28 protein-coding genes are annotated in these 20119 nt (G+C 57.2%); 18 read left to right on the top strand and 10 right to left on the bottom strand.

All coding sequences use genetic code 11. From position 1 onward, the window contains the following. Window positions 1–400 (bottom strand): aconitase family protein (locus RJT48_RS16105; protein WP_311173360.1); only part of this gene is annotated, 400 nt, incomplete at its 3' end. A gap of 101 nt (window positions 401–501) precedes the next feature. Continuing rightward, entirely contained in the window at window positions 502–1236 is a 735-nt protein-coding gene (locus RJT48_RS16100) for a hypothetical protein (RefSeq protein ID WP_311173359.1), read from the bottom strand. A 120-nt stretch (window positions 1237–1356) separates the two neighbouring features. On the opposite strand from RJT48_RS16100, the gene RJT48_RS16095 reads away from it, so the two are divergent. Continuing rightward, on the top strand, window positions 1357–1914 hold the full coding sequence (locus RJT48_RS16095) for a hypothetical protein (RefSeq protein ID WP_311173358.1): 558 nt from the start codon (window positions 1357–1359) through the stop codon (window positions 1912–1914). Between the two features lie 34 nt (window positions 1915–1948). On the opposite strand, the gene RJT48_RS16090 is transcribed toward RJT48_RS16095, so the two are convergent. Beyond that, entirely contained in the window at window positions 1949–2599 is a 651-nt protein-coding gene (locus tag RJT48_RS16090; RefSeq protein WP_137277131.1) for a plastocyanin/azurin family copper-binding protein, read from the bottom strand. Between the two features lie 116 nt (window positions 2600–2715). Between RJT48_RS16090 and RJT48_RS16085 the strand changes: the two genes are divergently transcribed. The 3 genes from RJT48_RS16085 to RJT48_RS16075 are packed head-to-tail and all read left to right on the top strand — an operon-like array spanning window position 2716 to window position 3635. Continuing rightward, window positions 2716–3066 (top strand): ArsR/SmtB family transcription factor, encoded by a 351-nt coding sequence (locus RJT48_RS16085; RefSeq protein WP_311173357.1) that lies wholly within the window; start codon window positions 2716–2718, stop codon window positions 3064–3066. Between the two features lie 2 nt (window positions 3067–3068). Continuing rightward, window positions 3069–3356, top strand: a complete 288-nt coding sequence (locus tag RJT48_RS16080) for a DUF7521 family protein (protein ID WP_311173356.1) — start codon at window positions 3069–3071, stop codon at window positions 3354–3356. A gap of 6 nt (window positions 3357–3362) precedes the next feature. Further along, a complete protein-coding gene (locus tag RJT48_RS16075; protein WP_311173355.1) occupies window positions 3363–3635 on the top strand; it encodes a DUF7521 family protein in 273 nt (90 codons plus the stop codon). Between the two features lie 105 nt (window positions 3636–3740). Here RJT48_RS16075 and RJT48_RS16070 read toward each other — a convergent pair whose 3' ends face one another. Together RJT48_RS16070 and RJT48_RS16065 are read right to left on the bottom strand one after the other, a co-directional pair. After that, window positions 3741–4643, bottom strand: a complete 903-nt coding sequence (locus RJT48_RS16070; protein ID WP_311173354.1) for a universal stress protein — start codon at window positions 4641–4643, stop codon at window positions 3741–3743. Between the two features lie 16 nt (window positions 4644–4659). Continuing rightward, window positions 4660–4902, bottom strand: a complete 243-nt coding sequence (locus RJT48_RS16065; protein ID WP_311173353.1) for a hypothetical protein — start codon at window positions 4900–4902, stop codon at window positions 4660–4662. 375 nt (window positions 4903–5277) lie between these two features. Here RJT48_RS16065 and RJT48_RS16060 point away from each other — a divergent pair, with 375 nt between their 5' ends. From RJT48_RS16060 to RJT48_RS16015, 11 genes are all read left to right on the top strand, one after another. Continuing rightward, a complete protein-coding gene (locus RJT48_RS16060) occupies window positions 5278–6666 on the top strand; it encodes a permease (protein ID WP_311173352.1) in 1389 nt (462 codons plus the stop codon). Window positions 6667–6775: 109 nt separating this feature from the next. Continuing rightward, complete coding sequence (locus RJT48_RS20810) at window positions 6776–7477, top strand: DUF7546 family protein (RefSeq protein WP_425604726.1); 702 nt, start codon at window positions 6776–6778, stop codon at window positions 7475–7477. Window positions 7478–7669: 192 nt separating this feature from the next. Beyond that, window positions 7670–8269, top strand: a complete 600-nt coding sequence (locus RJT48_RS16055) for a helix-turn-helix transcriptional regulator (RefSeq protein WP_311173351.1) — start codon at window positions 7670–7672, stop codon at window positions 8267–8269. Between the two features lie 405 nt (window positions 8270–8674). Next, entirely contained in the window at window positions 8675–8815 is a 141-nt protein-coding gene (locus RJT48_RS16050) for a YHS domain-containing protein (RefSeq protein ID WP_123115048.1), read from the top strand. 89 nt (window positions 8816–8904) lie between these two features. Then, a complete protein-coding gene (locus tag RJT48_RS16045; RefSeq protein WP_311173350.1) occupies window positions 8905–9495 on the top strand; it encodes a winged helix-turn-helix transcriptional regulator in 591 nt (196 codons plus the stop codon). A 236-nt stretch (window positions 9496–9731) separates the two neighbouring features. Further along, a complete protein-coding gene (locus RJT48_RS16040; RefSeq protein WP_311173349.1) occupies window positions 9732–10052 on the top strand; it encodes a hypothetical protein in 321 nt (106 codons plus the stop codon). Window positions 10053–10109: 57 nt separating this feature from the next. After that, on the top strand, window positions 10110–10472 hold the full coding sequence (locus RJT48_RS16035; protein WP_311173348.1) for an SHOCT domain-containing protein: 363 nt from the start codon (window positions 10110–10112) through the stop codon (window positions 10470–10472). 531 nt (window positions 10473–11003) lie between these two features. Beyond that, complete coding sequence (locus RJT48_RS16030) at window positions 11004–11423, top strand: DUF302 domain-containing protein (RefSeq protein WP_311173347.1); 420 nt, start codon at window positions 11004–11006, stop codon at window positions 11421–11423. Window positions 11424–11425: 2 nt separating this feature from the next. Continuing rightward, window positions 11426–11779, top strand: coding sequence for an SHOCT domain-containing protein (locus RJT48_RS16025; protein ID WP_311173346.1), 354 nt, complete (start codon window positions 11426–11428; stop codon window positions 11777–11779). 176 nt (window positions 11780–11955) lie between these two features. Next, entirely contained in the window at window positions 11956–12264 is a 309-nt protein-coding gene (locus RJT48_RS16020; RefSeq protein WP_311173345.1) for a thioredoxin family protein, read from the top strand. Between the two features lie 25 nt (window positions 12265–12289). Further along, the gene (locus tag RJT48_RS16015; protein ID WP_311173344.1) at window positions 12290–13024 is read left to right on the top strand and encodes a plastocyanin/azurin family copper-binding protein; all 735 of its coding nucleotides are present in this window, start codon (window positions 12290–12292) and stop codon (window positions 13022–13024) included. A 95-nt stretch (window positions 13025–13119) separates the two neighbouring features. On the opposite strand, the gene RJT48_RS16010 is transcribed toward RJT48_RS16015, so the two are convergent. From RJT48_RS16010 to RJT48_RS16000, 3 genes are read right to left on the bottom strand one after another with little or no spacing between them, the layout of a single operon-like run. Beyond that, on the bottom strand, window positions 13120–13872 hold the full coding sequence (locus tag RJT48_RS16010) for an ABC transporter permease (RefSeq protein ID WP_311173343.1): 753 nt from the start codon (window positions 13870–13872) through the stop codon (window positions 13120–13122). Continuing rightward, window positions 13869–14606: an ABC transporter permease gene (locus RJT48_RS16005; RefSeq protein WP_311173342.1), complete on the bottom strand. Its 738-nt coding sequence runs from the start codon at window positions 14604–14606 to the stop codon at window positions 13869–13871. The genes RJT48_RS16010 and RJT48_RS16005 overlap by 4 nt, the downstream gene beginning before the upstream one ends. Further along, window positions 14603–15325, bottom strand: coding sequence for an ABC transporter ATP-binding protein (locus tag RJT48_RS16000; RefSeq protein ID WP_311173341.1), 723 nt, complete (start codon window positions 15323–15325; stop codon window positions 14603–14605). Before RJT48_RS16000 ends, RJT48_RS16005 begins: the two co-directional genes overlap by 4 nt. A gap of 238 nt (window positions 15326–15563) precedes the next feature. On the opposite strand from RJT48_RS16000, the gene RJT48_RS15995 reads away from it, so the two are divergent. The 3 genes from RJT48_RS15995 (at window position 15564) to RJT48_RS15985 (ending at window position 16829) form a co-directional block, all read left to right on the top strand. Further along, complete coding sequence (locus tag RJT48_RS15995) at window positions 15564–15728, top strand: hypothetical protein (protein ID WP_311173340.1); 165 nt, start codon at window positions 15564–15566, stop codon at window positions 15726–15728. A 99-nt stretch (window positions 15729–15827) separates the two neighbouring features. Further along, entirely contained in the window at window positions 15828–16049 is a 222-nt protein-coding gene (locus RJT48_RS15990) for a hypothetical protein (protein WP_058365172.1), read from the top strand. A 426-nt stretch (window positions 16050–16475) separates the two neighbouring features. Beyond that, window positions 16476–16829, top strand: coding sequence for a sensor histidine kinase (locus RJT48_RS15985; protein WP_311173339.1), 354 nt, complete (start codon window positions 16476–16478; stop codon window positions 16827–16829). 121 nt (window positions 16830–16950) lie between these two features. Here RJT48_RS15985 and RJT48_RS15980 read toward each other — a convergent pair whose 3' ends face one another. Further along, window positions 16951–18192, bottom strand: a complete 1242-nt coding sequence (locus RJT48_RS15980; protein ID WP_311173338.1) for a sensor histidine kinase — start codon at window positions 18190–18192, stop codon at window positions 16951–16953. Window positions 18193–18353: 161 nt separating this feature from the next. Beyond that, entirely contained in the window at window positions 18354–20069 is a 1716-nt protein-coding gene (locus RJT48_RS15975) for a sensor histidine kinase (protein WP_311173337.1), read from the bottom strand. Between the last annotated feature and the right edge of the window lie 50 nt (window positions 20070–20119).

The raw sequence follows: 20119 nt of genomic DNA, 5'->3' as shown, positions 1-20119 counted from the left end.
CGACCTGAACGCTGTGGTCGATGACGAGATCGCACGGGATCTCCGGTTCGACGAGGGTTGGATCCTCGCCCTTGCGCTCAACCGCCGAGCGGAGTGCCGCGAGGTCGACGACGGCGGGAACACCGGTGAGGTCTTGGAGGACGACCCGCGACGGCGTGAACGGAAGTTCGACATCCGGCACGTCAGGCTGCCACGAAGCGACGTTCCGAACGTCCTCAGCCGTAATGGTGTCGCCGTCGACGTTCCGAAGGACGGATTCGAGGAGGACACGAATGCTAACCGGAAGGCGGTCCAGTTCGCAGAGGCCGGCCTCTTCGAGAGCGGTGAGATCCGCCATTTGATAGGCGTCCCCATCGAACTCGAATTCACGTATCGCATCGAAAGGATCAGTTTCGACCATGGAGTGAGCTACGCTTACCCAGCCCTTGAATTGTTGGCTCCGAACAGTCGGAAGACCCAGTCACTGCAGCACTTCATACAGCTGTCGCGAAGGGCCTTCGTTCACAGAATCCGGCTAAGCGCCTCCGTTATCGAGCGAACTCTGACGATACGGAGCCCCGATACAGCCACTTCTGTCGGTTCGTCCGCCGGAATGACCAAAGCCCGTGCATCAAGTCCTCGTGCTGCATGGGCTTTCGTCTCGATCTCCCCAACGGGAAGCAACGCTCCTTCGTCGTCGACGATTCCCGTGATGAGCGTCTCCGGTGTGAGTGACTGCTGGCGGAGGCTGGCGACGAGGGCGACCGTGAGTCCTGCTTCCCAGCTCTTCCCGCGAAGTGCGAGCACACTGTCCGTGGGAGAATCGAACGTGACGTGCGTCGCCGTTCCGGCCAGCGAGCTGTCGGTGAGCCGCGTGGCCGTCGCAATCGCTTCACGAAGCGCGAGCTGGAGGTCGTGGCGGACTTCGATTCCATTCAAATTCACGAACAACTCGCCCTCGCCGTCGGTGAACTCAAATGCCACCGGAACCATGAGGCCGCTATCGGAGCCGTCGACTGCTGGAAGATAGTACCGTGTTGTTGCGGGAAGTGTGGCCCCACCAGCGAGTGTCGCCAGCGACTGAAATCCCTCCCCCGCTCGCGTGAGACCGAAAACCGCACCGGCGCCCCCAAGGCTCCCCAGGCCGAGTCCGGCAAGAAACCCCCGACGCGACAGAGCCGTCTCTTCAATCCGGCCGATTACGTCGTGCTCCGTATCAGCCGACCGAGAGACGGAAGCGGGTTCGTCGGGTGGCATGGTAGTATGGTGACCGGCTACAGTTAGTATTCGTGTGAGTGAGTAACAGGCGGAGGGTAATAAAGGCTCTTCGCAGTGTGGACTTCGAACGGATACGCCTATTTTGACTGACTCTCACGTATGAAACGGTCGTTGTCACATATGCCGTCACAGTACCGGTCACTGGTCGGGTTGACTGTCGTAAGTAGCGTCGTGACCGGTATCGGTGTGTGGAGTGCCTATCAGTTCGAACTTGCCCTGCTTCAGGTGACGACCGCAAGCACGTGGACTCTTCTGGTTGGGCTCATCGAGGAGGCGTTCGTCCGTCTCATTCCTTTGATACTCATTTTCTACGGCTGGAGCTACTGGCAAGGTCAACTCCTCTCGAAAACCGAGGGACTACTCGCAACCGTGGCCTCCGGTCTGACAGTCGCCTTCCTCGAACTGGTGCTCAAACTCGAATACCTGTCACGTCTCGAGGCGACAGCCCAGTTCGACTCGCTCGTGCTCCCGCTAGTATTCGTTCACCTACCGTTCGCACTCATTGCCGGGCGGTTCGCGTACGCGCTCGGCGAGCGGATTCATCATACCGACGAGGTAGGCTTACCGTCGCTGTCGCGACGAAATCTGGCGGTACTCGGTCTTGGATATCTCGGCCTCGCAGTACTCCATATCGGCTACAATCTACTTGTACGGTAGGAGGGGGCGCGCTGCTGAAAACGTCCGGGAGTGATTAGTGGTCGTCGCCGAGGGCGGTCGAAATCATTCCGTTCAGTTCTTCGAGCTTCTCGCGGACCCGATCGGGCTTGTCTGCCGGCGGATCCTCGAGGGCGACCTCCTCGTGGGGATCCGGTTCACCGACGATGACGCTCCCGATCATCCCGAGGCTCTCGTGGGGCGTGCAGTAGTAGTGGTAGACCCCCTCGGTCTCGAACGTGTGTTCGAACGTTGCGCCCTGTTCAGAGACGATGCCACTGTCCCAAGACGCCGCTCCGTCGGGAACGAGCTGGGGCTGGTCGTTTTCGGAGTGGTACGCGGTCGTCGAGTGACTCCCGCTCTCGTTGTGCCAGGTCACGGTCCCACCGACGTTCACCCGCACGACGTGTGGCTCGAAGTGGTAGCCCCCGTCTTGGGTGATCATGTTCACTTCGGCCGTATCGGACGGCGCTCCGACCGCTTCGTCATGCCCCCCATCGTCGTCGTGACTGTCCTCGTCGTCGCTGTGGCCAGACTCCGTGCTGGTCTCGTCGTGGCCACTCTCAGTCGGCGATCCGCCCGCCGCCTCGCTGTTGTTGTCCTGAGTCCCTGTGCAACCGGCGAGGCCAACGACTGCTGCACCGCCAGTCAGCTGGAGCATCCGTCGACGCGTGAGTGAATCGGTCATGGCATCGGTCACCTTACACGTGAACATACACACTCGGGGCATATAGTCCGGAACGCAGATTTGCTGGGTCAGCAAATCGGCGTTTCTTTATATACCCATCCACAGAAATGTAGAATGTGAGTGAAGAGCGAGACATCTCGGGGGTCCTCGCCATCCTCGACGACGACTATGCACGAGCGATCCTCGAGGCGACTCGCCGAACACAGATGTCTGCCAAGGAACTCAGTGATGAGTGCGATATGTCCGTCTCGACGGTTTCCAGGCGAGTCAATACGTTGCTCGAGTACGACTTGCTCGTCGAACGAACGCACATGGACCCCGACGGTCATCATTACAGCGAATACGAAGCCCAGCTCGACCGGGTCGAGGTTCAACTTCTGGAGTCTGGGTTCGATGTCCGCATCGAACTTCGGGAAGACGCCCCCGACAGATTCTCTCGGTTGTGGGATACAATGAGGAACGACTAACCATGCACATCGGTCTCGTCATCGCAAAACTCGTCACCATGGCTCTCGGGTTCGTGATCGCATACCAAGCCTATCGAGGATACCGTCGATCCAACAGCCAATCGATGTTGTACCTCGCCGTCGGCTTCGCAATTATCAGCTTCGGCGCTATCATCGAAGGGGTCTTATTCGACGTTGTTGGCCTGACGTTCCATAACGCTGGAATGGTGGCGACGGCAATCGTCGCGCTCGGGATGCTCACGATCCTGTACGCCCTGTACGGACGCGACCCGCGGAAACTGGAGGAGTAAGTACAGATGGATGCTACAACAGCGATTCTCGTAGTCGTTCGCTTGCTCGTTCTCGCACTCGGTATTCTGATCACGTACTACAGTTTCGAGGCGTATCGACGAACGGGCACGTACTATATGCGAAACGCCGCGATCGGATTCGGGATCATCACTCTCGGTGTCTTCATCGAAGGAGTGCTGTTCGAATTCGCAGGAGTCGACCTCGCTATCGTCCACGTCATCGAATCAGTCGCCATCGGCCTCGGATTCGTGGTTCTTCTCATCTCGCTTCGCCGGTAGCTCCAGACACCGCTCTGGAACCGCAAGCCGAGTGTCTCAACACGGGACTAAAACGCGATTTACACTGTCGAGCCGAATGCTCTGGGGCTTGCCCCCGATGGCGGTTCACGCTCCTCGAATGGTCAGAACTGGCCCATCAGCGTTCCGGAGAACTCGTTCAGTCACACTTCCGATGAGGTGTCGTGAAATACCGGATCGACCGTGCGTCCCCATAACGATGAGGTCAACGCTATGCTGGTCACAGTACTCCGATATTTCCTGATGGGGAACGCCGTGGGTTATCTCAGCAGTGACTGCAACCCCGTCGGAAGTCGCTCGAGACCGGACATCTTCGAGGACCGTTTCTCCTGTCTGCTCTAGCACTTGCTGCAGTTCGTCCCATGTCCATCCCGGACGAGACGCGTAGTCACCCCTATCAACAACATAAAGAGCGTGAACTGCCGCATCGTACATCTTAGCCACTTCGAGTGCGTGAGCAAAAGCCGCTCGTGCCGGAATACTGCCATCTGTCGGAAATAAGATGCAGTCGAATCCTGCTCGTATCTCGGCTTCAGGACTCGCTTCAGCCGGCTTCGAATAGATGCTAAGGACGGGGATGTTAACAGTGCGGATAATTCGGGTCGTTACACTCCCAAGCAGAAATCGGTCGAGGCCAGTGTGTCCTCGGGTTCCCATACAGACGAGATCGATTCCGGCATCGGTGATGTAGGATCGGATTTCTCGCGCTGGAACGCCACGGCGGACCTCAGAAACCACGTCGAGATTGTGTTCTGCGGCTCGTTTCGCGATCTGTTGCGTGGCGGCATCCCCAGCGTCATACCATTGGTCTGGAAGCTCCAAATCGGGATTCAGCGCGGTCAGTTCGGGGTTCCGTTCGATCGGCGAACTGTCGACGACGTGTAGAGCGTGAACGGTTGCATCGTATCGGTCCGCGATGTCGAGCCCGTACGTGATCGCGGGTTCGACGTGATCGTTGCCATCGGTTGGGATGAGGATATCGGTGTACATGGCGTAGTTCTCCGATTTACCGTGTGAGGGAGTTGTACAGCCAGGCGAAGGCGTACACGAAGACGAAGCTGGCCACCGCGGCTTCAACCATACCTGCTGCCGTCCCGACGATGGTCAGTTCGAAGAACAGGTGCCACTGTTCCATTGCCTCAATCCCCCGCTCGTAGACTCCAATCGCTCCGAAGACACCGAAGAGGAGCATCACGACGGCAGAAACGACGGCAGCTGCACCTGCCAGCGCCAGTGCATCGAGGGACATCGTGCGGGGCTTGGATTCCGTGTCATGCGCGTCCTGAGTTCTGGTAGTCGTACTCATATGTAGAGATACGCTTGGCTCATTCAATCGAGTTTCTCTTACAATTCGAAAGACCAGTTGGATGGGAACATGCCATGATAAAATACGGGGACAGAAGCAGGATATAGCATCGCTGTCTTGGTAATTAGTCGGACAAAAGGCGTCCGCGATTCACCAACTGGAACCCGAACACCCAGTAATAAATTAGTTGAGATGGCAATTCAAGCAGGGAGTTGCTGTCTCTGGTGGCTTGTGCTTTCGAATACAAATTCTATAGAGAGTCACAAGCCCACATTCCTAAGGACAATTGACAAAACAAAGGCCTGTGATAGTCTATGTATGCAAGCCGCCCTCGTCGACGGAATCCTCGAATCGTTGCGGATCGGTGTCGGCTTTCTCTGGACAGCGGCCTGGGCGATTATTATGGGCCTCACGATTACGAGCCTCGTCCAGGTCTACGTCTCCAAAGATCGGATGGCCCAAGTCCTTGGGGAAGGGAATCTGAGCGGACTCACGAAGGCAACGGTTTTCGGTGCTGCGAGTAGCGGCTGTAGTTTCGGTGCAGTAGCGATTGGTAAGGGATTGTTCAAAAAAGGAGCACACACGGTGAATTTCCTCGCATTCATGTTTGCTTCGACGAATCTCATCGTAGAATTGGGGCTGATGATCCTGATTCTGCTGGGGTGGGAGTTTCTCGTCGCCGAGCTCCTGGGTGGCCTCATCCTTATCGCTGTAATGGCGCTCCTGGTCCATCTGACACTCCCGGAGAACCTCTTTGAGGAGGTTCGGGAAGAACTGAATCAACGTGATCATGAACACGGCGTCGCCGAGGACCCCACGTGCGGGATGGAGGGCAAAAACGAGTATTCGCTGACGACCGACGGGGGTGAGACGCTGAAATTCTGCTCGAAAGGATGTATGGAGACATATCAACAGAAAATCGCCAGTTCCGGTGGGTGGCGTGACGAACTCCTCTCGTGGGGTGGGTGGTACAAGGTCGGGAACCAATACCGCAAGGAGTGGTCAATGATCTGGAAGGACGTCATCGCGGGCTTTCTGATCTCAGGGTTCGTCATCGTCTTCGTGCCGCAGTGGGTGTGGAACACGCTCTTCCTTCAGGGCGACAGTTTGGTGGTGAGCGCAGAGAACGCCATCATGGGCGTGACGATCGCTGTCCTCAGCTTTGTCGGCAGTATGGGCAATGTCCCCTTTGCCGTCGCGCTCTGGGGGGGCGGCATCAGCTTCGCGGGCGTCATCGCGTTCGTCTACGCTGACCTCATCACGGTTCCCGTTCTCAACGTTTACCGGAAATACTACGGCTGGAAGGTGATGCTGTACATTCTCGGCATCTTCTTCGTGACGATGGCCTTCACAGGCTTCCTCATGGAAGAACTGTTCAACATCCTCGGAATCGTTCCGAACCTCGCCGGCGGTGAGACTGCAACCGAACAAACGTACTTCGAGATCAATTACACCTTCTATCTCAACATTATCGCGTTCGGGCTCTCCGGATTCCTCCTCTACGTCTACCGGCGTGGCCTCGGTGCCCCCGGCCAGTACCGCGACCCGGTCTGTGGGATGCGGACCGACGAGGAGGGACCGACCGTGACCCACAACGGGGAAACATACTACTTCTGCTCTCAAGCTTGTAGGCAAACATTTGAAAAGAAACCGGGGAAATTTACTGATCAGAAATTAGAATATCAAGATCACAGTCACAACCACTAACGCCAGTGGTGTGGGATAATCATTTGGCTACATTCGAAGTCATTTTTATTACCAGTATAGATTGCTTCATCAATCAACGCTTAAACCGCTCCCAGCCAGTCTACGCCCTATGACGGAAACAACAAGCGAAATCCAATCCCTCGATCAGATTCTCGAATCGAGTACGTGGCTTAACTTGATACTGGCCATCCAGCTAGTGGTTGGAATCACTTACACCTATGTGACAGGTGATACTGTGGGTCGGTGGACTCACTTCATTATACCATTTATTTGGTTTACTGCATCTGGGTGGGTCTTATGGCATACCCGCCCCACTACAGCGAGTTGGATGTACCGAGTTGGAGCCGGGTTAGTCGTCATAATGTACTTTCTCATTATGTTATATTTTTCAGGCTTAGTTGGCCCATCTACCTCCCACCTTGGGCAACTCACTGGAGCCACCGATTACGGCTTGACGTGGGGGCGCTCACTAGGCTGGAGCCCCGTTCTACTCTACACTGGGAATATAATTACAGCTACAATCATACCTTATCAAGCAGTCGGCCTGTTCGCGATGGCATATCTCGTATACGACGCATTACTTAGTCTCTCTCAGTCAGCGGTTGGCGGCGTTATAGGAATCGCGGCGTGTCCGGCCTGCGTCAGTCCAATTGCTCTAGCACTTGCGGGCGGAATGGGTGGCACTACAACCACAATATTGCTCGGTACCTATGGATATGAATTTGCGACAGTCCTATTTCTTTTAGGGCTTGCTATTCTCTACCACCGAGGTCGGCTTGCGATAGTAGTCTCGCAGATACGGGGAAGCTAACTCGATTTAATGCGTTCTACCCACTTTGCGCTAGTGTTACAACGGTTGTCTGGGAAAATATTGACGGGTCGTCGGTCACACAAAGGGGATAGACAGCCATACTGAACTGTTCGTATCTATCGAAACTGGTACAGTAATGACTCGCGAACACCAGATAATGAATGGTTGCTATTCCGGACTGAGGTGGAGTATATGAATGAACGGCGAGCAGACATCTTCGTCAGTCTCCTTGTCACTACTGTCCTCCTCATTGGCAGTGCGCTCAGTTGGCAAGCCTACCAGCAACAACGATCCATCGAGCAAATGGGATCGATGATGGGAATGGATTCATCGGTAGGAGCGATGCACGGGACAAACCCCATCTGGTACGTCGTCGGGACTCTGCTCGTCTCAGCTGTCATCGGTGGAGGATATCTTCTCATTCGGAACGATCTCACTAACACAGCTGTACCCGACGACACGCGGGCCAAAACGGAGATTCAGACCGTTTCCGAGACCGATAACCCGCCCGAGGAAGCGGCTCAATCGAACGGCGCTATCAATCCAGAATCTCAACCACAGGCACGTGTGTTGGATCTGCTGCCCGATGACGAACGTCGCATCCTCGAGCCAGTCCTCTCCTCACCCGGCATCACCCAGATCGAACTGCGGGACCGATCGAACTTCTCGAAGAGCAAGGTAAGTCAGACAGTAAGTGCCCTCGAGAAACGTGGGCTGTTGTATCGTGAACGGCAGGGGCGAACGTATCGTATCTATCCGAGTGATGATTTGCAGGAGAATCAGGCACAGTAAACTACCCTGCTACGCAGTCGCTACTCGCTTTTGCTCGCACGTTGAGGACGGAACTCGCGCCTTCCATGGAGGAATGACCTACTTTCTCGGGGCAGTTTCCCCTCCACTCGCGGATATTCGCCTCGATTGACGGTCGAACTCAATTGTCAGCAGTTCTCGCCCTATAGGGAGACTCATCAGGCCCTCCTCTACCCTCAAGCCCCTCGTTTATATTGGACTGAGATAAGAAACTGTGAGTTCGCCCAAACCGCCCATTCGGTATCGTGCGAAAGCAGTGGTCGATCCGCAGCTTTGAGTCGTCAGAACGTTCAGAACTGCTCAGGACGGTCGGTATCTCGACTTTGGATTGTTAAGAGCAAAGTGCTTGGTTTATCGCCCCGTACATTTGATGCGGGGTGAAACCGAATGGCAACTGATCCCGTCTGTGGAATGGACGTCGACGAAACCGATGCAGCGGCTACTGCCGAGTACGATGGTCAGACGTACTACTTCTGTGCCGAAGGATGCAAGGACACATTCACCTCGGCACCGGAGGAATACGTCTAAACGTCACAACCACCGAGAAAGCCCCGCATCTGGCGTCGTAGCTTCCCCCTCAACCCACCCCCCTTTCCCCACCCCCGGTTCATCTTTCAATGACACAAAATGCGATTGACGACACGGATCGTGAGATCCTCCGACTCCTCGCGGAGAACGCACGTCGCTCGTACAGTGAAATCGCTGAAGCAGTAAATCTCTCAGCCCCGTCTGTTTCGGCGCGTATCCGTCGGTTGGAACAAGACGGCGTTATTCGTCAATTCACAGTCGACATCGACCGAATGCAGTACGATAACCGGGTGCGTATCATGGTGCGTTTCCAACCCGTTCTCGATAGTGCGGGCTCACTTCGGGACTCAGTTATCGAAGCCCCATACGTGGAACACGTATTCACAACTGCTGAAGGTGAGATTATCGCCGTGGCGACTCCACCACGCCCCACAATCGGAAGCTGGGTGCAACAAAATATTCCACTGAATGATGTCCGGCGATACGATGTGCAATTGCTGTCGAGCATCACCCACTCAACGTATTCAAACGAAACGGAGTCTACACTCACATGCGCAAACTGTGGGAGCACGGTTCGCGAAGACGGATTAGCCTCGCGTGTTGGTGGTTCCCTCCAACAGTTTTGTTGCGAAGAATGTGAATCTGCATTTCGGAACCAACATGAGAGTTCCCAAGAATAACGGGGGCCACTCCTTCTACCAGACGGAACAGGCCGAATGCATCGAGGTCAATCTCCGAAGCGGTTCAACAAATGTGGGAAAAGCGGGAAGCTCCTCGAATTCGGTGGATATGAACGAACTCATCTGTGAAAAACGGTTAGAGCGGCCTATACACGTTCTCGAACGTTCTCCTGCGTGGATTCACACCCACGTCGATAACTCCCGAGCGGTCCTACGAGTAACCGAGGAGAAAGACAATGACCAACTTCAAACTCGGCGGCTGGCTGCTCGTGGCGCTCGCGATCATCGGACTCGCGTTCGCCGCCCCCGTAGTCAGCGCACACGGCACCGACACGGCTGCTGACGACGCGCCCACTGACAACGCTACTGCTGATGACTGGGCAGCCTGGATGGAAGGGCAGATGACCGAACACATGGGCCCTGGTAGCGTCGAGTGGATGGAGTCGCACATGGGTGTGACCGTCGACGAGATGGCCCAGGACATGGCTGACGAGGAATACCACGACGGGGCTGACGATGACTACAACGGCGGGATGTACGGGCAGGGCCACTGCTGACGGCCCCAACCGTTTCGATCGCTTCAACTGAACACCACGATTCACCAACTCAAGATAATGACGCAACTCACCACTCCCATCGGACCCACTGCTCGTCGACTCACGATACTCGCTGTCCCGCTGTTGGTCGCGGCGACTGGAACGGCTGCTGCCCACGGTAGTGGAAGCTACGGCGGCGGTATGATGGGCGGCGGCTGGGGCGGAATGGGCGGACTTGGCGGCTTCGGGATGCTCGGGGGCGGGATGTTCCTCTGGCCACTGCTCCTGATCGGACTCATCCTGCTCTTCGTGTACGGGACTAACCGCGAAGAACAGACCTCGAAGACGGATACTGCACTCGCTGAACTCCGCGAGCGCTACGCGCGGGGTGAACTCTCGGACGAGGAGTTCGAGAACCGACGATCCTCGCTCACCCAGTGAGTATCAACACCCTCCGTCCATGTACCCTTCCACGTCGTCCACATACATTCGTATTGCCGGCTGGCACCTTCAGGGGTGCTACAGCGACCACGAGAGAGTGGACTAGAATGACGGGGCGATTTGCTGGGTCAGCAAACGGACCTGGCCGGTTATGCCTCGTGCAATCGTCCATAGTATTGTGGAGAGAAAGAACGAACACACAAAATGTTGAAAAAGCAACTGAGCTAACCTGACGACAAGGACTCTCCGACTCCGTCGGGGACGACTCAAGCGATTTGAGCAGAACTCAGCGTGCGTCGACTCCAGTCACAGACCGAGACGAAATGTGCGTCACGACAAAATCAACCACCACAATGAAGCACTCACAACACAATATCCGAATCGACTCACGAAAACAACGCAGACAGGCTGCCGAACGCCGACGACTCCGCGCATTCACCGCCTCAGAAGCGTCTGGCGGCGCTGGATTGACCGAAGTGGAAGCAACGAAGCTCATCGCAAGCTTGGAAGCCAAAAACACCCGATAGACCAATGACGTATACCATCACCACAACGATCGATGCACAGTTCGACGATGTCGTAACCGCAGTCACGACCGCACTACAGGACGAAGGCTTCGGCATCCTCTGTGACATCGACGTCAAAACGACCCTGAAGGAAAAGCTCGATGTCGACGTAGACCAATACCGGATTCTCGGGGCGTGTAACCCTCCACTCGCCCACGAGGGGCTCGCCGAAGAGCCGGAATTGGGGGCCCTGCTCCCGTGTAACGTCATCGTCTACGAGACGGATGCCGGTGACGTCGTCGTGAGCGCCGTCGACCCCCAGCAACTGGTCGGCATCACGGAGAATCCAGACCTCGACGAGATCGCGGTCGACGTCCACGAACGATTCGAGCGTGTCATCGCAACGGTCTCAGACAAGTTGGGAACGGTGCCAGAGGAGGAGTGACGATGTCTTCGTCGAATCAACTCGACACCACGACTATCGTGCTCCTGATCCTCGGGGCGATCATCGTCCTCCCGTTGCTCACCATGGGGATGGGGTTCGGAGGCATGATGGGCTACGGAGGGATGATGGGCTACGGCGGGACCACCAGCGGGTGGTGGCCGTTCGTCGGGATGCTCGTCCCACTCATCTTCCTCCTCATCCTCCTTGGCGGTGGCTACCTCGTCGTCCGACGTGCGAATGAAAGCCAGACGTCTCGAAACCCCGCGATTGAGGAACTCCGCACGGCGTACGCTCGCGGCGACCTCACCGACGAAGAGTTCGAATCCCGCCGCGAGAAACTCGAACGGTCAGAGTAAACTCAACGAGTACACACCCAGGTGCGTATATCCGGAGCCTGTGTACTCGATTTCGTTCGTCAAGCTATTCCCTATCACCACTGTGTGAGCAGGACTTCGAATCGAAGAAATGGGGGACTCTCAGCTTACGATTCTGAATAGTAATGTGGTTAAGTTACAATACCGTAGTATACAATGTGACCGAAGTAATCCTCTTCACCCAAGAGACGTGCGGGGCATGCACAACACAGCGGGAGAAAAACGACGGCCTCGAGGATAAGTATCCGGACGTGCAGTTCCGGGAGGTCGACATCCGGAAAGATCTGGAAACGGCCGAAGAATACGGCGTCCGAAAGACGCCGACGACACACGTCTACGCGAACGGAGAGCAGACCGCCGAGTTCATCGGCATCGTCGACCGGAACGACCTCGAGTCAGCCATCGAGCGCGCGACCCAGCAATCGTCTGGATTCGTCCAGCGCCTCGTCGATGTCGTGCGAAAATAACGACCAGCAGACCGATTCAAACCACATGACGAACTATAACCGACGTCAGTTCCTGGGAGTACTCGGTGCCGGCGCAGTCGCCGGTGTAGGGATCTCTCAGCCAGCGAGCGCACAGGAGACGCCCGTCGTGAAGATGGGCAACAACTACTTCGACCCGATCGGTCTCCACGTCGAACCCGGCACGACCGTTCGCTTCGAGCTAGCGGCCGGAGCCCACTCGGCGACTGCCTACGAGGACCGGATTCCATCCGACGCCAGCGCATTCGACAGTGGGACCATCTCGTCGGGATCCTTCGAGTACACGTTCGAAGAGCCAGGCACGTACGACTACTACTGCATCCCGCACAAGTCGGTCGGGATGGTCGGTCGGATCGTCGTCGGCAGCCCCGGCGGCCCGGCCGAAGAGAGCTCAATCCCCGACGGCGAGGTCCCCGATAGCGAGACGATCGTCCAGAACGGCGCCGTGGCCATCGGCTCGGACGTCGACGGAAGCGGGAGCACCGGTGGCGGCATGATGGGGCCCGGCGGAGGGGGCATGATGGGTGGCTCGAGAGGCGGGTGGGGCGGCGTCCCGTTCGTCGGCGGGGCACTCGGAATGCTCGGCTTAGCTGGCGGACTCCTCTATTGGGCACTAGGACGAGGTGACGCATCTCCCGAGAGCGATGATTCCGCGATGGAAACCCTCCAACGCCGTTACGCACGAGGCGAGATCGACGAAGAAGAGTTCCAGATGCGTCGTGAGCGGTTGGAAGACAGGTGAAACGCCTCGTCGATGTTCGGTAAGTCAGCGAATCCCGTCGGGATCCCTCGATCGATCCGTCCGGCCGCGGATACCACCTTCGTTCGAGCTCAACGTCACGTCGTTCGAGTTCCGCGGTAGTACACCCACACGGCGAGGAGTCCGACGACGAGGAGATAGCCGGCCCCCCAGCCGAGCGACGCAGCCGTGTCCAGGTCCGTCGTGAGTCCGGTATCGACCATCACGCGGACGGGATGGTAACCCGGGAAGAGTTTCATCCACCACTCGGGTTCAGACTGGACGAACAGCGGGTCCTGGAAGAGCCCGATGTCAATCATCGGGAGGATCAACATAAGCCACAGGCCCGCGAGGCGGTTGAAGACGGCGCCGACGAGCATCCCAATAAGTCCGTAGGTAACTGAAAGGACGAGCATTGCGGCGACGAACCACCACAGCTGTTCGGGCTGGAAGTCGATGAACATCACCCCGACGGAGGCACCGACCACGACAAGCGTGATGACTGCGAGGACGCCGAACCGTGCGGCGATGACCTGCCGTGCTCGGTAGCCGACGACAGCGAGGCGCCCGTCCGTATCTTTCGCCTCGCGCATTAGGAATAGACCGGCCAACCCGACGATGAACGAACTCGTGATCGGTGTCATGATCACGCCGTGGACCTCGGGCATCCCCCGCATCACGGTCGTCGTCTCGCCGTCGACGACCGTCCGGACCGGCATCTGGACGTCCTGGGTGACCGCGAAGGCGAGCGTGATGAACGACACTGGGAGGACGACCAGGAGCGCTACGAGGACGTAGTTGCGGGCGTGTTCCCGGAGCCCGATACCGAACGCCGTGGCCGTTCGGTTCACGCTGACCACCCCCCGGCCGTGCGCATCGTCGCACCGAATACGGCAGTCACGAGGACGAGCAACACGAGAAGGTACCCGCCGACGAAGACGAGGTCACCCGCAGCGAACGTACCGTCGAAGGCGGCCGACTGGAGGAGTTCCTTCGGATGATACAACGGGAAGTACTGGACGAAGTCGGGGACGTCCGCGGCGAGCGGGCTGTCGCCACTGAGGAACGCGTCCATCATCGCGAGGAAGACGACGACGAGCGACCCCTCGAACAGTCGCGGAAGCACTGCGCCGACGAGCGCACCGAGGAAAGCATAGACGACGCCCGCGAGCGCGAGGAACGCGAACACAAACAGGGGTGCTTCGACGTCGATCGTCAGCCAGAGGACGCCGAAGTTCACCCCCGCGACGACGATCGTGACACCCGCGAGAGTCGCCAGCCGCGTCGCGAGCAGCGTTCGTGGCGCGTACCCGGTCTGAACGAGCCGTCGGTCAGCCTCCCGGGCACTGATCATCTGGACCAGTCCCATCAGCCCGGCGATGATGGCGACGCCGAAGATCGCGCCGAGGAGGCGTCCCAGGTCGAGCGGAATCCCCTCGACGGTCGGCATTGACGGCAGTCCGGCCATCGCCTGGCCCCACCCCTCGATGACCACGAGCGGGAGCACCAGCGCGAGGACCACGTTCAGGGGCGTCCGGACAAACGTCTGGAGGTTCGCCCGAACGCCGACGACGAACCTATTCATGTTCCCCCCTCCGGGTCGCTCCTGAGTTCGCTCTCGGTCTCTTCGTCGGTCACGTCGTGAACCAGTCCGTCTCGCACCTCGAAGACGCGATCGAGGCGACTCCGCTCCTCAATTAGGTGGGAGATCATGACGACGGCAGTGCCGTCGTTCGCGAGGTCCTGGGCCATGTCCCAGAATCGCAGGTACGTCTCCCAGTCGAACCCCGTGTAGGGTTCGTCGAGCATGAGGACATCCGGGTCGTGCATGAGCGCGACACTGAGGTTGACCTTCTGTCGGTTCCCGCCGCTGAGCTGGTCGACCCGGTAGTCAAGGTACTGCTCGAAGTCGAGTTCGTCCGCCAGTCTTTGTTTCGCCGCGTCGATCTCCTCGCGCGTCATGTCGTAGCCAGCGCCGAACAGCCGGAACGTTTCAGAGACGGTCAACCGATCGTAGAGCAGGGGTTCCTGCGGACACCATCCGACGGTTCCATGCCGTTCGACCGTGCCCGCGTCGTGGTTGAGAACCCCGACGAGAATCTTCATCAGCGTGGACTTGCCCGACCCATTCTCGCCGACGATACCGACGATCTCGCCAGCATGGACCTCGATATCCGCACCGGTGAGAACGGGCGTCGACCGTCCCAACGGGAGTCGTGACCCGTAGGTTTTCTCGAGAGCGTTGCCTCGAACGAGCGTCTTGCTACCACCGACCGTCTCCGTGGGCGCCGTGGTCGTTTCCATACATAGAAAGACGTTCTACTCATTCAATCGAATTGTTGTTAAGAATCAAAAGTTAACTCCGTCAAAGTACCCAAAGATCGGGTTGTATCCCGAAGAGAGCAATGGATAGCCAACGATTTGGCATTCATTTTGTCTCCAAACAGGAGTAGACTTGGTCGGTAGCCGTGATGAAGATCAGCCACCTATCAGGCGCCGAGCATAGCGTTGATGCGGCTTGCAAGTTAACGTTCGAGTATCCATGGTTCAGTACTCCATCTGTGACTCGGAATGCGCTCGCGACGACGAGGTGTTCGTCTGCGAGCACTGCGGGATCTCCTGCCACCGACACTGTATGGAGAAATACGACACCGATGTCTGCCCGAAGTGCGTCGGCGAGCCGATGATCGGTGCGATCGAGTTCTAGTCGTTCCTTGTCACTCACACACCGCTGACAGCCCGGAGGCGAAGTATATCGATGGTCAGCTGACGAAATACGTTTGTGACTCGTGCCCGTAGCACAGGTATGTCTACGACTGTCGAACTCCCCAACGTTGATGAGACGTGCGCCTACTGCAGGTCGCGTATCTTCGACCACGACCCGATCTGTGTGCGCGACTGTACCGACGACTGCGGGTCGCCGACCTACTTCTGCAACTACGCGTGTCTCTCGACCTACGTTGACGAAAACAACTTGACGACTGGCAACGCGTGCGAGTGGTCGCCCGACGACCCCGACTGCTGCTGAGTGGACTCACCCCAATCAAGACACAGAGCGATGTATTGGCCGCCACTCTTAACCCCTTCCCCGACGAAGTTCGATGCGACTTCTGAGCAGAGTTAAAATGAGTGATTACCAACCCCGGAACCCCCTCAGCAATATAACATCCGGGGAGCGGCCCGGTTCCACTCGTGTTCTCCTCTTATTACAAAACGACACCAATCGCGATCATCTAGCCACTTGGTTGTCGGATACGTACGAGGTCGTGACTCTGGACGACAGAGCTCTCGAGGGTGTTGAGTTCGATCTCTGTATTCTGGATGGGGCTATGCTTGAACGCCATACAGGCCGTCTCCAGCAGGTCAGGCCGTCCTCGATCCCGATGAGCTCCTGCTCGAAGATGCAGTTGACCGAGCATGGAGTCACGTCGAGACAACAAACGCCACACTCGACGTGGATCTCGAGGACTCCTTTGTGATCACGGCCGACGAAGGCCGTCTCTGCGAACTCCTTGAAAATCTGTTCCGGAATGCAGTCGAACATGGTGGAGAGACGGTGACAATCAGGATCGGCTGTCTTCCGGATGCAGCGGGATTCTATGTCGAGGACGACGGACCGGGGATCCCACCCGAGAAACGCAGTGACGTCGTTCAGGCAGGATACACCGAGTCGGAGAACGGCACGGGATTCGGTCTCTCGATCGTCCAACAGATCGTCGATGGGCACGAGTGGGACATCGCTATCTCAGAGGGGACTGCTGGTGGAGCACGATTCGAAATTAATAACGTCGAACTCGATCGTGCGTAGCGTAATTAGCGACCGAGTCACGCTTGAATGATGCTGATCCTGAATACGCGATGGTGATGACAGTAACCCAGAAAACATCCCTACAGTTACTGTAATCACCCCATACACCTCGACAACCAGGTCAGATCAGATCATTCTCCAGAGGGAGATCGAGATACCATTGTAAATCATCCTCGGGGAGATCTTCCGAATGAAGCCAGATACTGATAGTTGTTCCGTCATCAACAGCGACCGTAAGCTTTCCCCCGGACCGGATAACGGTCCAATAGACGAACCACAGACCCAGTCCTTGGCTGTGTTCGAGCTGGGTCTCCATCTGACCTCGGAGAATGTTTCGCTCCAGCTCCGGAAGTCCAGATCCGTTATCGTCGACCCGAATTACGACCCAATCGTCTTGCGCTGTTTCAGAATGCAGGCTCAACTCAAGCTCCGGATCCTTGTCAGCATGAGTGATAGCGTTCTCTCCGAGTTCGTACAGTGCGGGCTTCAAATACTCGTTCGCAAATACAGCCGGGGAATCAGGTAGCTCGACAGCAACCGCTGCCTCTGGATGACGATTACGGAGTTCAGCCGCCACGTCAGAGATCAACGGCCCGACCTCCTGCTTTTCAGGGGGGCTGGCATCTCGGGTGACTTTTTCGAGCTTCCGAGCCGTTTCACCGAGCTCAATAAGGTTGTCTGCACAGGTCACAATACGTTTCGCTAGCTCCTGGTCGTCACCAGTAAGTCGTTTGGTGAGGAGTTCAGCGTACCCGCTGACAGTATTCATCGAGTTCCGAAGGTTGTGCCTGAGAACCCGGTTCAGAACGGCATTGAGTCGCTCATGATCCGTGAGTTTGTACTCGTATCGCTTGGCCTCGATCTCCGTGCCAACGACGCCAGCGATGAGCTCAACGAGCGCTCGTTCAGAAGAGGAGAAATCACGATCATATGGCGTTTCCGAAACGAAACAAACCGTTCCATAGGTCGTCCCTTCTACCGAGATCGTCGCACCAAGATAGCACTCAAGCCCGTGCCTCTCGTACGCAGGATCGTCCGTCCATCCTTGTTCACTGGCATGGGAGATCGCGAGTGGAGAGTCCTGTTCGATTGTCCGGCGACAGAACGTCGTCGCGTGTGTATGTTGCGCACCGACCTCAAGGAGTTCGCCCTCTCCTCCGGCGCTCGCGATAACATCATGGATGCCCCGCTCTTTATCAATCCGTTTGATATGCCCGTTTTCGACGCCAAGGTACTCGCAGCCTAGGGTAAGGAGTCGATTGAATTTCTCAGACAGAGTGAGTTCTTGGTCTTCTCGAATCTGGTACACTTCCCGTCGATACGCATCTTCCTCCGATGGGCGGGAAGGTTCCTCAGAAGACATCGTTAGTTAGGCTTCGGGACACACAGGTATCATATTTGGGATGAGGGTGCCCAGTATCGTGAACGACTTTCGTTGAATCCCCGCTGCATATGGAATGACTTTCCGACAGTCAGGCCCCGTTGTTTGAATAGTTGAACCCCGCCTGCCCTGGCCGGCGTATCTCAGTATGGAGTCGTGACGGATTGTATCCCCGAAATTTTGAACCGTGCACCACCGTCACTCCCGTCAGTAACTGCAACCGTCCAGCCGTGAGCTTCGACGACCCGCCTGACGATTGCGAGGCCGAAGCCCGTGCCCTCTTGATGCGTCGTGTACCCGCTTTCGAACACGTTCTCCCGCTCGGCTGTCGGAATTCCCGGTCCTGTGTCCTCGATATAGAAGCCATCGCCATCAGTGAGAGCTCCCATTCGAACCGTCACTCCGTCGCCGCCGTGCTCGATCGCATTTCGATAGAGGTTTTCGAACACTTGGACGAGACGACTGCGATCTGCATTCAGGTGTAGATCCGTCTCAACTTCGAGTGTTGCAGCGTCGGTTGCGACGTTTTCCCAGGCCTGCGTGGCAAGTTCGTCGAGCGAAATTGTCTCCGTCTCGCCGACAGCATCGCCCTCACGGGCGAGTGCCAGCATATCTTCGATGATTCGTTCTATGCGATTCAACGCCCGTTCGATGGCATCGAGATGGTCACTATCGTTCTCGATGAGTTCGAGCCGTCCCTGGGCGACGTTCAACGGATTCCGCAGGTCGTGAGAGAGGAGACTGGCGAACTCTTCGAGGCGGTCGCGCTCCCGTCGAATCGTTGCCTCTGCGGACAGCCGTTCGAGGGCTATCATGACGTGAGTTTCCAGCATTTCCGCGACGTCCTCGTCGCGTTCGGTGAACGAACCCGGCTCCGACGCGAGCACTTGCAAGACACCGTAGCCTTCGAGCGGGATACTCAACAACGCTCGGGGATCCTCACGTGACTGGGGATCAGACTCAGCCCCGCCATCGCGGATCGTCGACGTGGCTGCTGATCGCGTGTCGGCGAGATCGTCGATTCGAATCACGGTGCCGGTTTGATAGCTCTGTCCGGCGTACCCGAACGAGAGCGGAACCGGATCACTAGCATCGACATCGTCAGAATCGGAACTGACGGTTGGAACTAGCTGGTCACCCTCAACTACGGCAACTCGCGCGACATCTGCACCGAACAACTCCACGGCGCCGTCAGCAGCCCGTTGGTGGACAGCCGCTCTCGAATCAGCCACGGTGATGTCAGTGGCGATCTCGTGGAGCTGGGTCACTTTCGTCGTGTGTTGATGGAGTCGGTGTTCGGCCGCCTTCCGGTCGGAGACATCCTGAATGACACCTGTAAACAGATGTTCGTCGGCAACAGCATACTCGCCGAAGCTAACCTCCACGGGAAACTCCTCTCCGTTCGCTCGCTGGCCGACCACTTCGTCCCCCGCCCAGTCGAGCGAGCGCTCGCCCGCTGACAAATACTGCGTCATCGCGTCGCGATGTGGTGCCTGCAACCGATCGGGCATCAGCATCGTGAGTGGCTTCCCGGTAAGCGACGCTGGTGAATATTCAAACAGCTCTTCGACGGCGTCGTTCGCGTACCGAATCGTGCTCGACTCGTCGATCGTAATAACGGCGAATGACGAGTTCTCGGTCAGGGCGCGAAACCGTTGTTCGGACAGTTCGAGCTCGTGTTCACGTGCTTCGAAACCGGTCGCATAGTAGCCGAGCAGGATTCCTGCAGCCATAAAGAGACCGACGTCATTAAGAACGAGAACAGTCGGCTCGCCGGCGGGTATTTGTTCGAGTGAGATGATGAATAGTACCCAGACGGTGACGGCCACGCCGACGAGTGCGCCACCAAGAATCCACATAGCCAGCTGAATGATACGGTCGGTTGGATGTGTTCGTGCCAGCCAAGTTC

Origin of the sequence: Halobellus ordinarius, from assembly GCF_031823395.1 — an archaeon.
In the GTDB taxonomy this organism is placed as follows: Archaea; Halobacteriota; Halobacteria; order Halobacteriales; family Haloferacaceae; genus Haloquadratum; species Haloquadratum ordinarius.
Note: the sequence above shows the minus strand (reverse complement) of the source record. Positions and strands in the feature narration are given on the sequence as shown.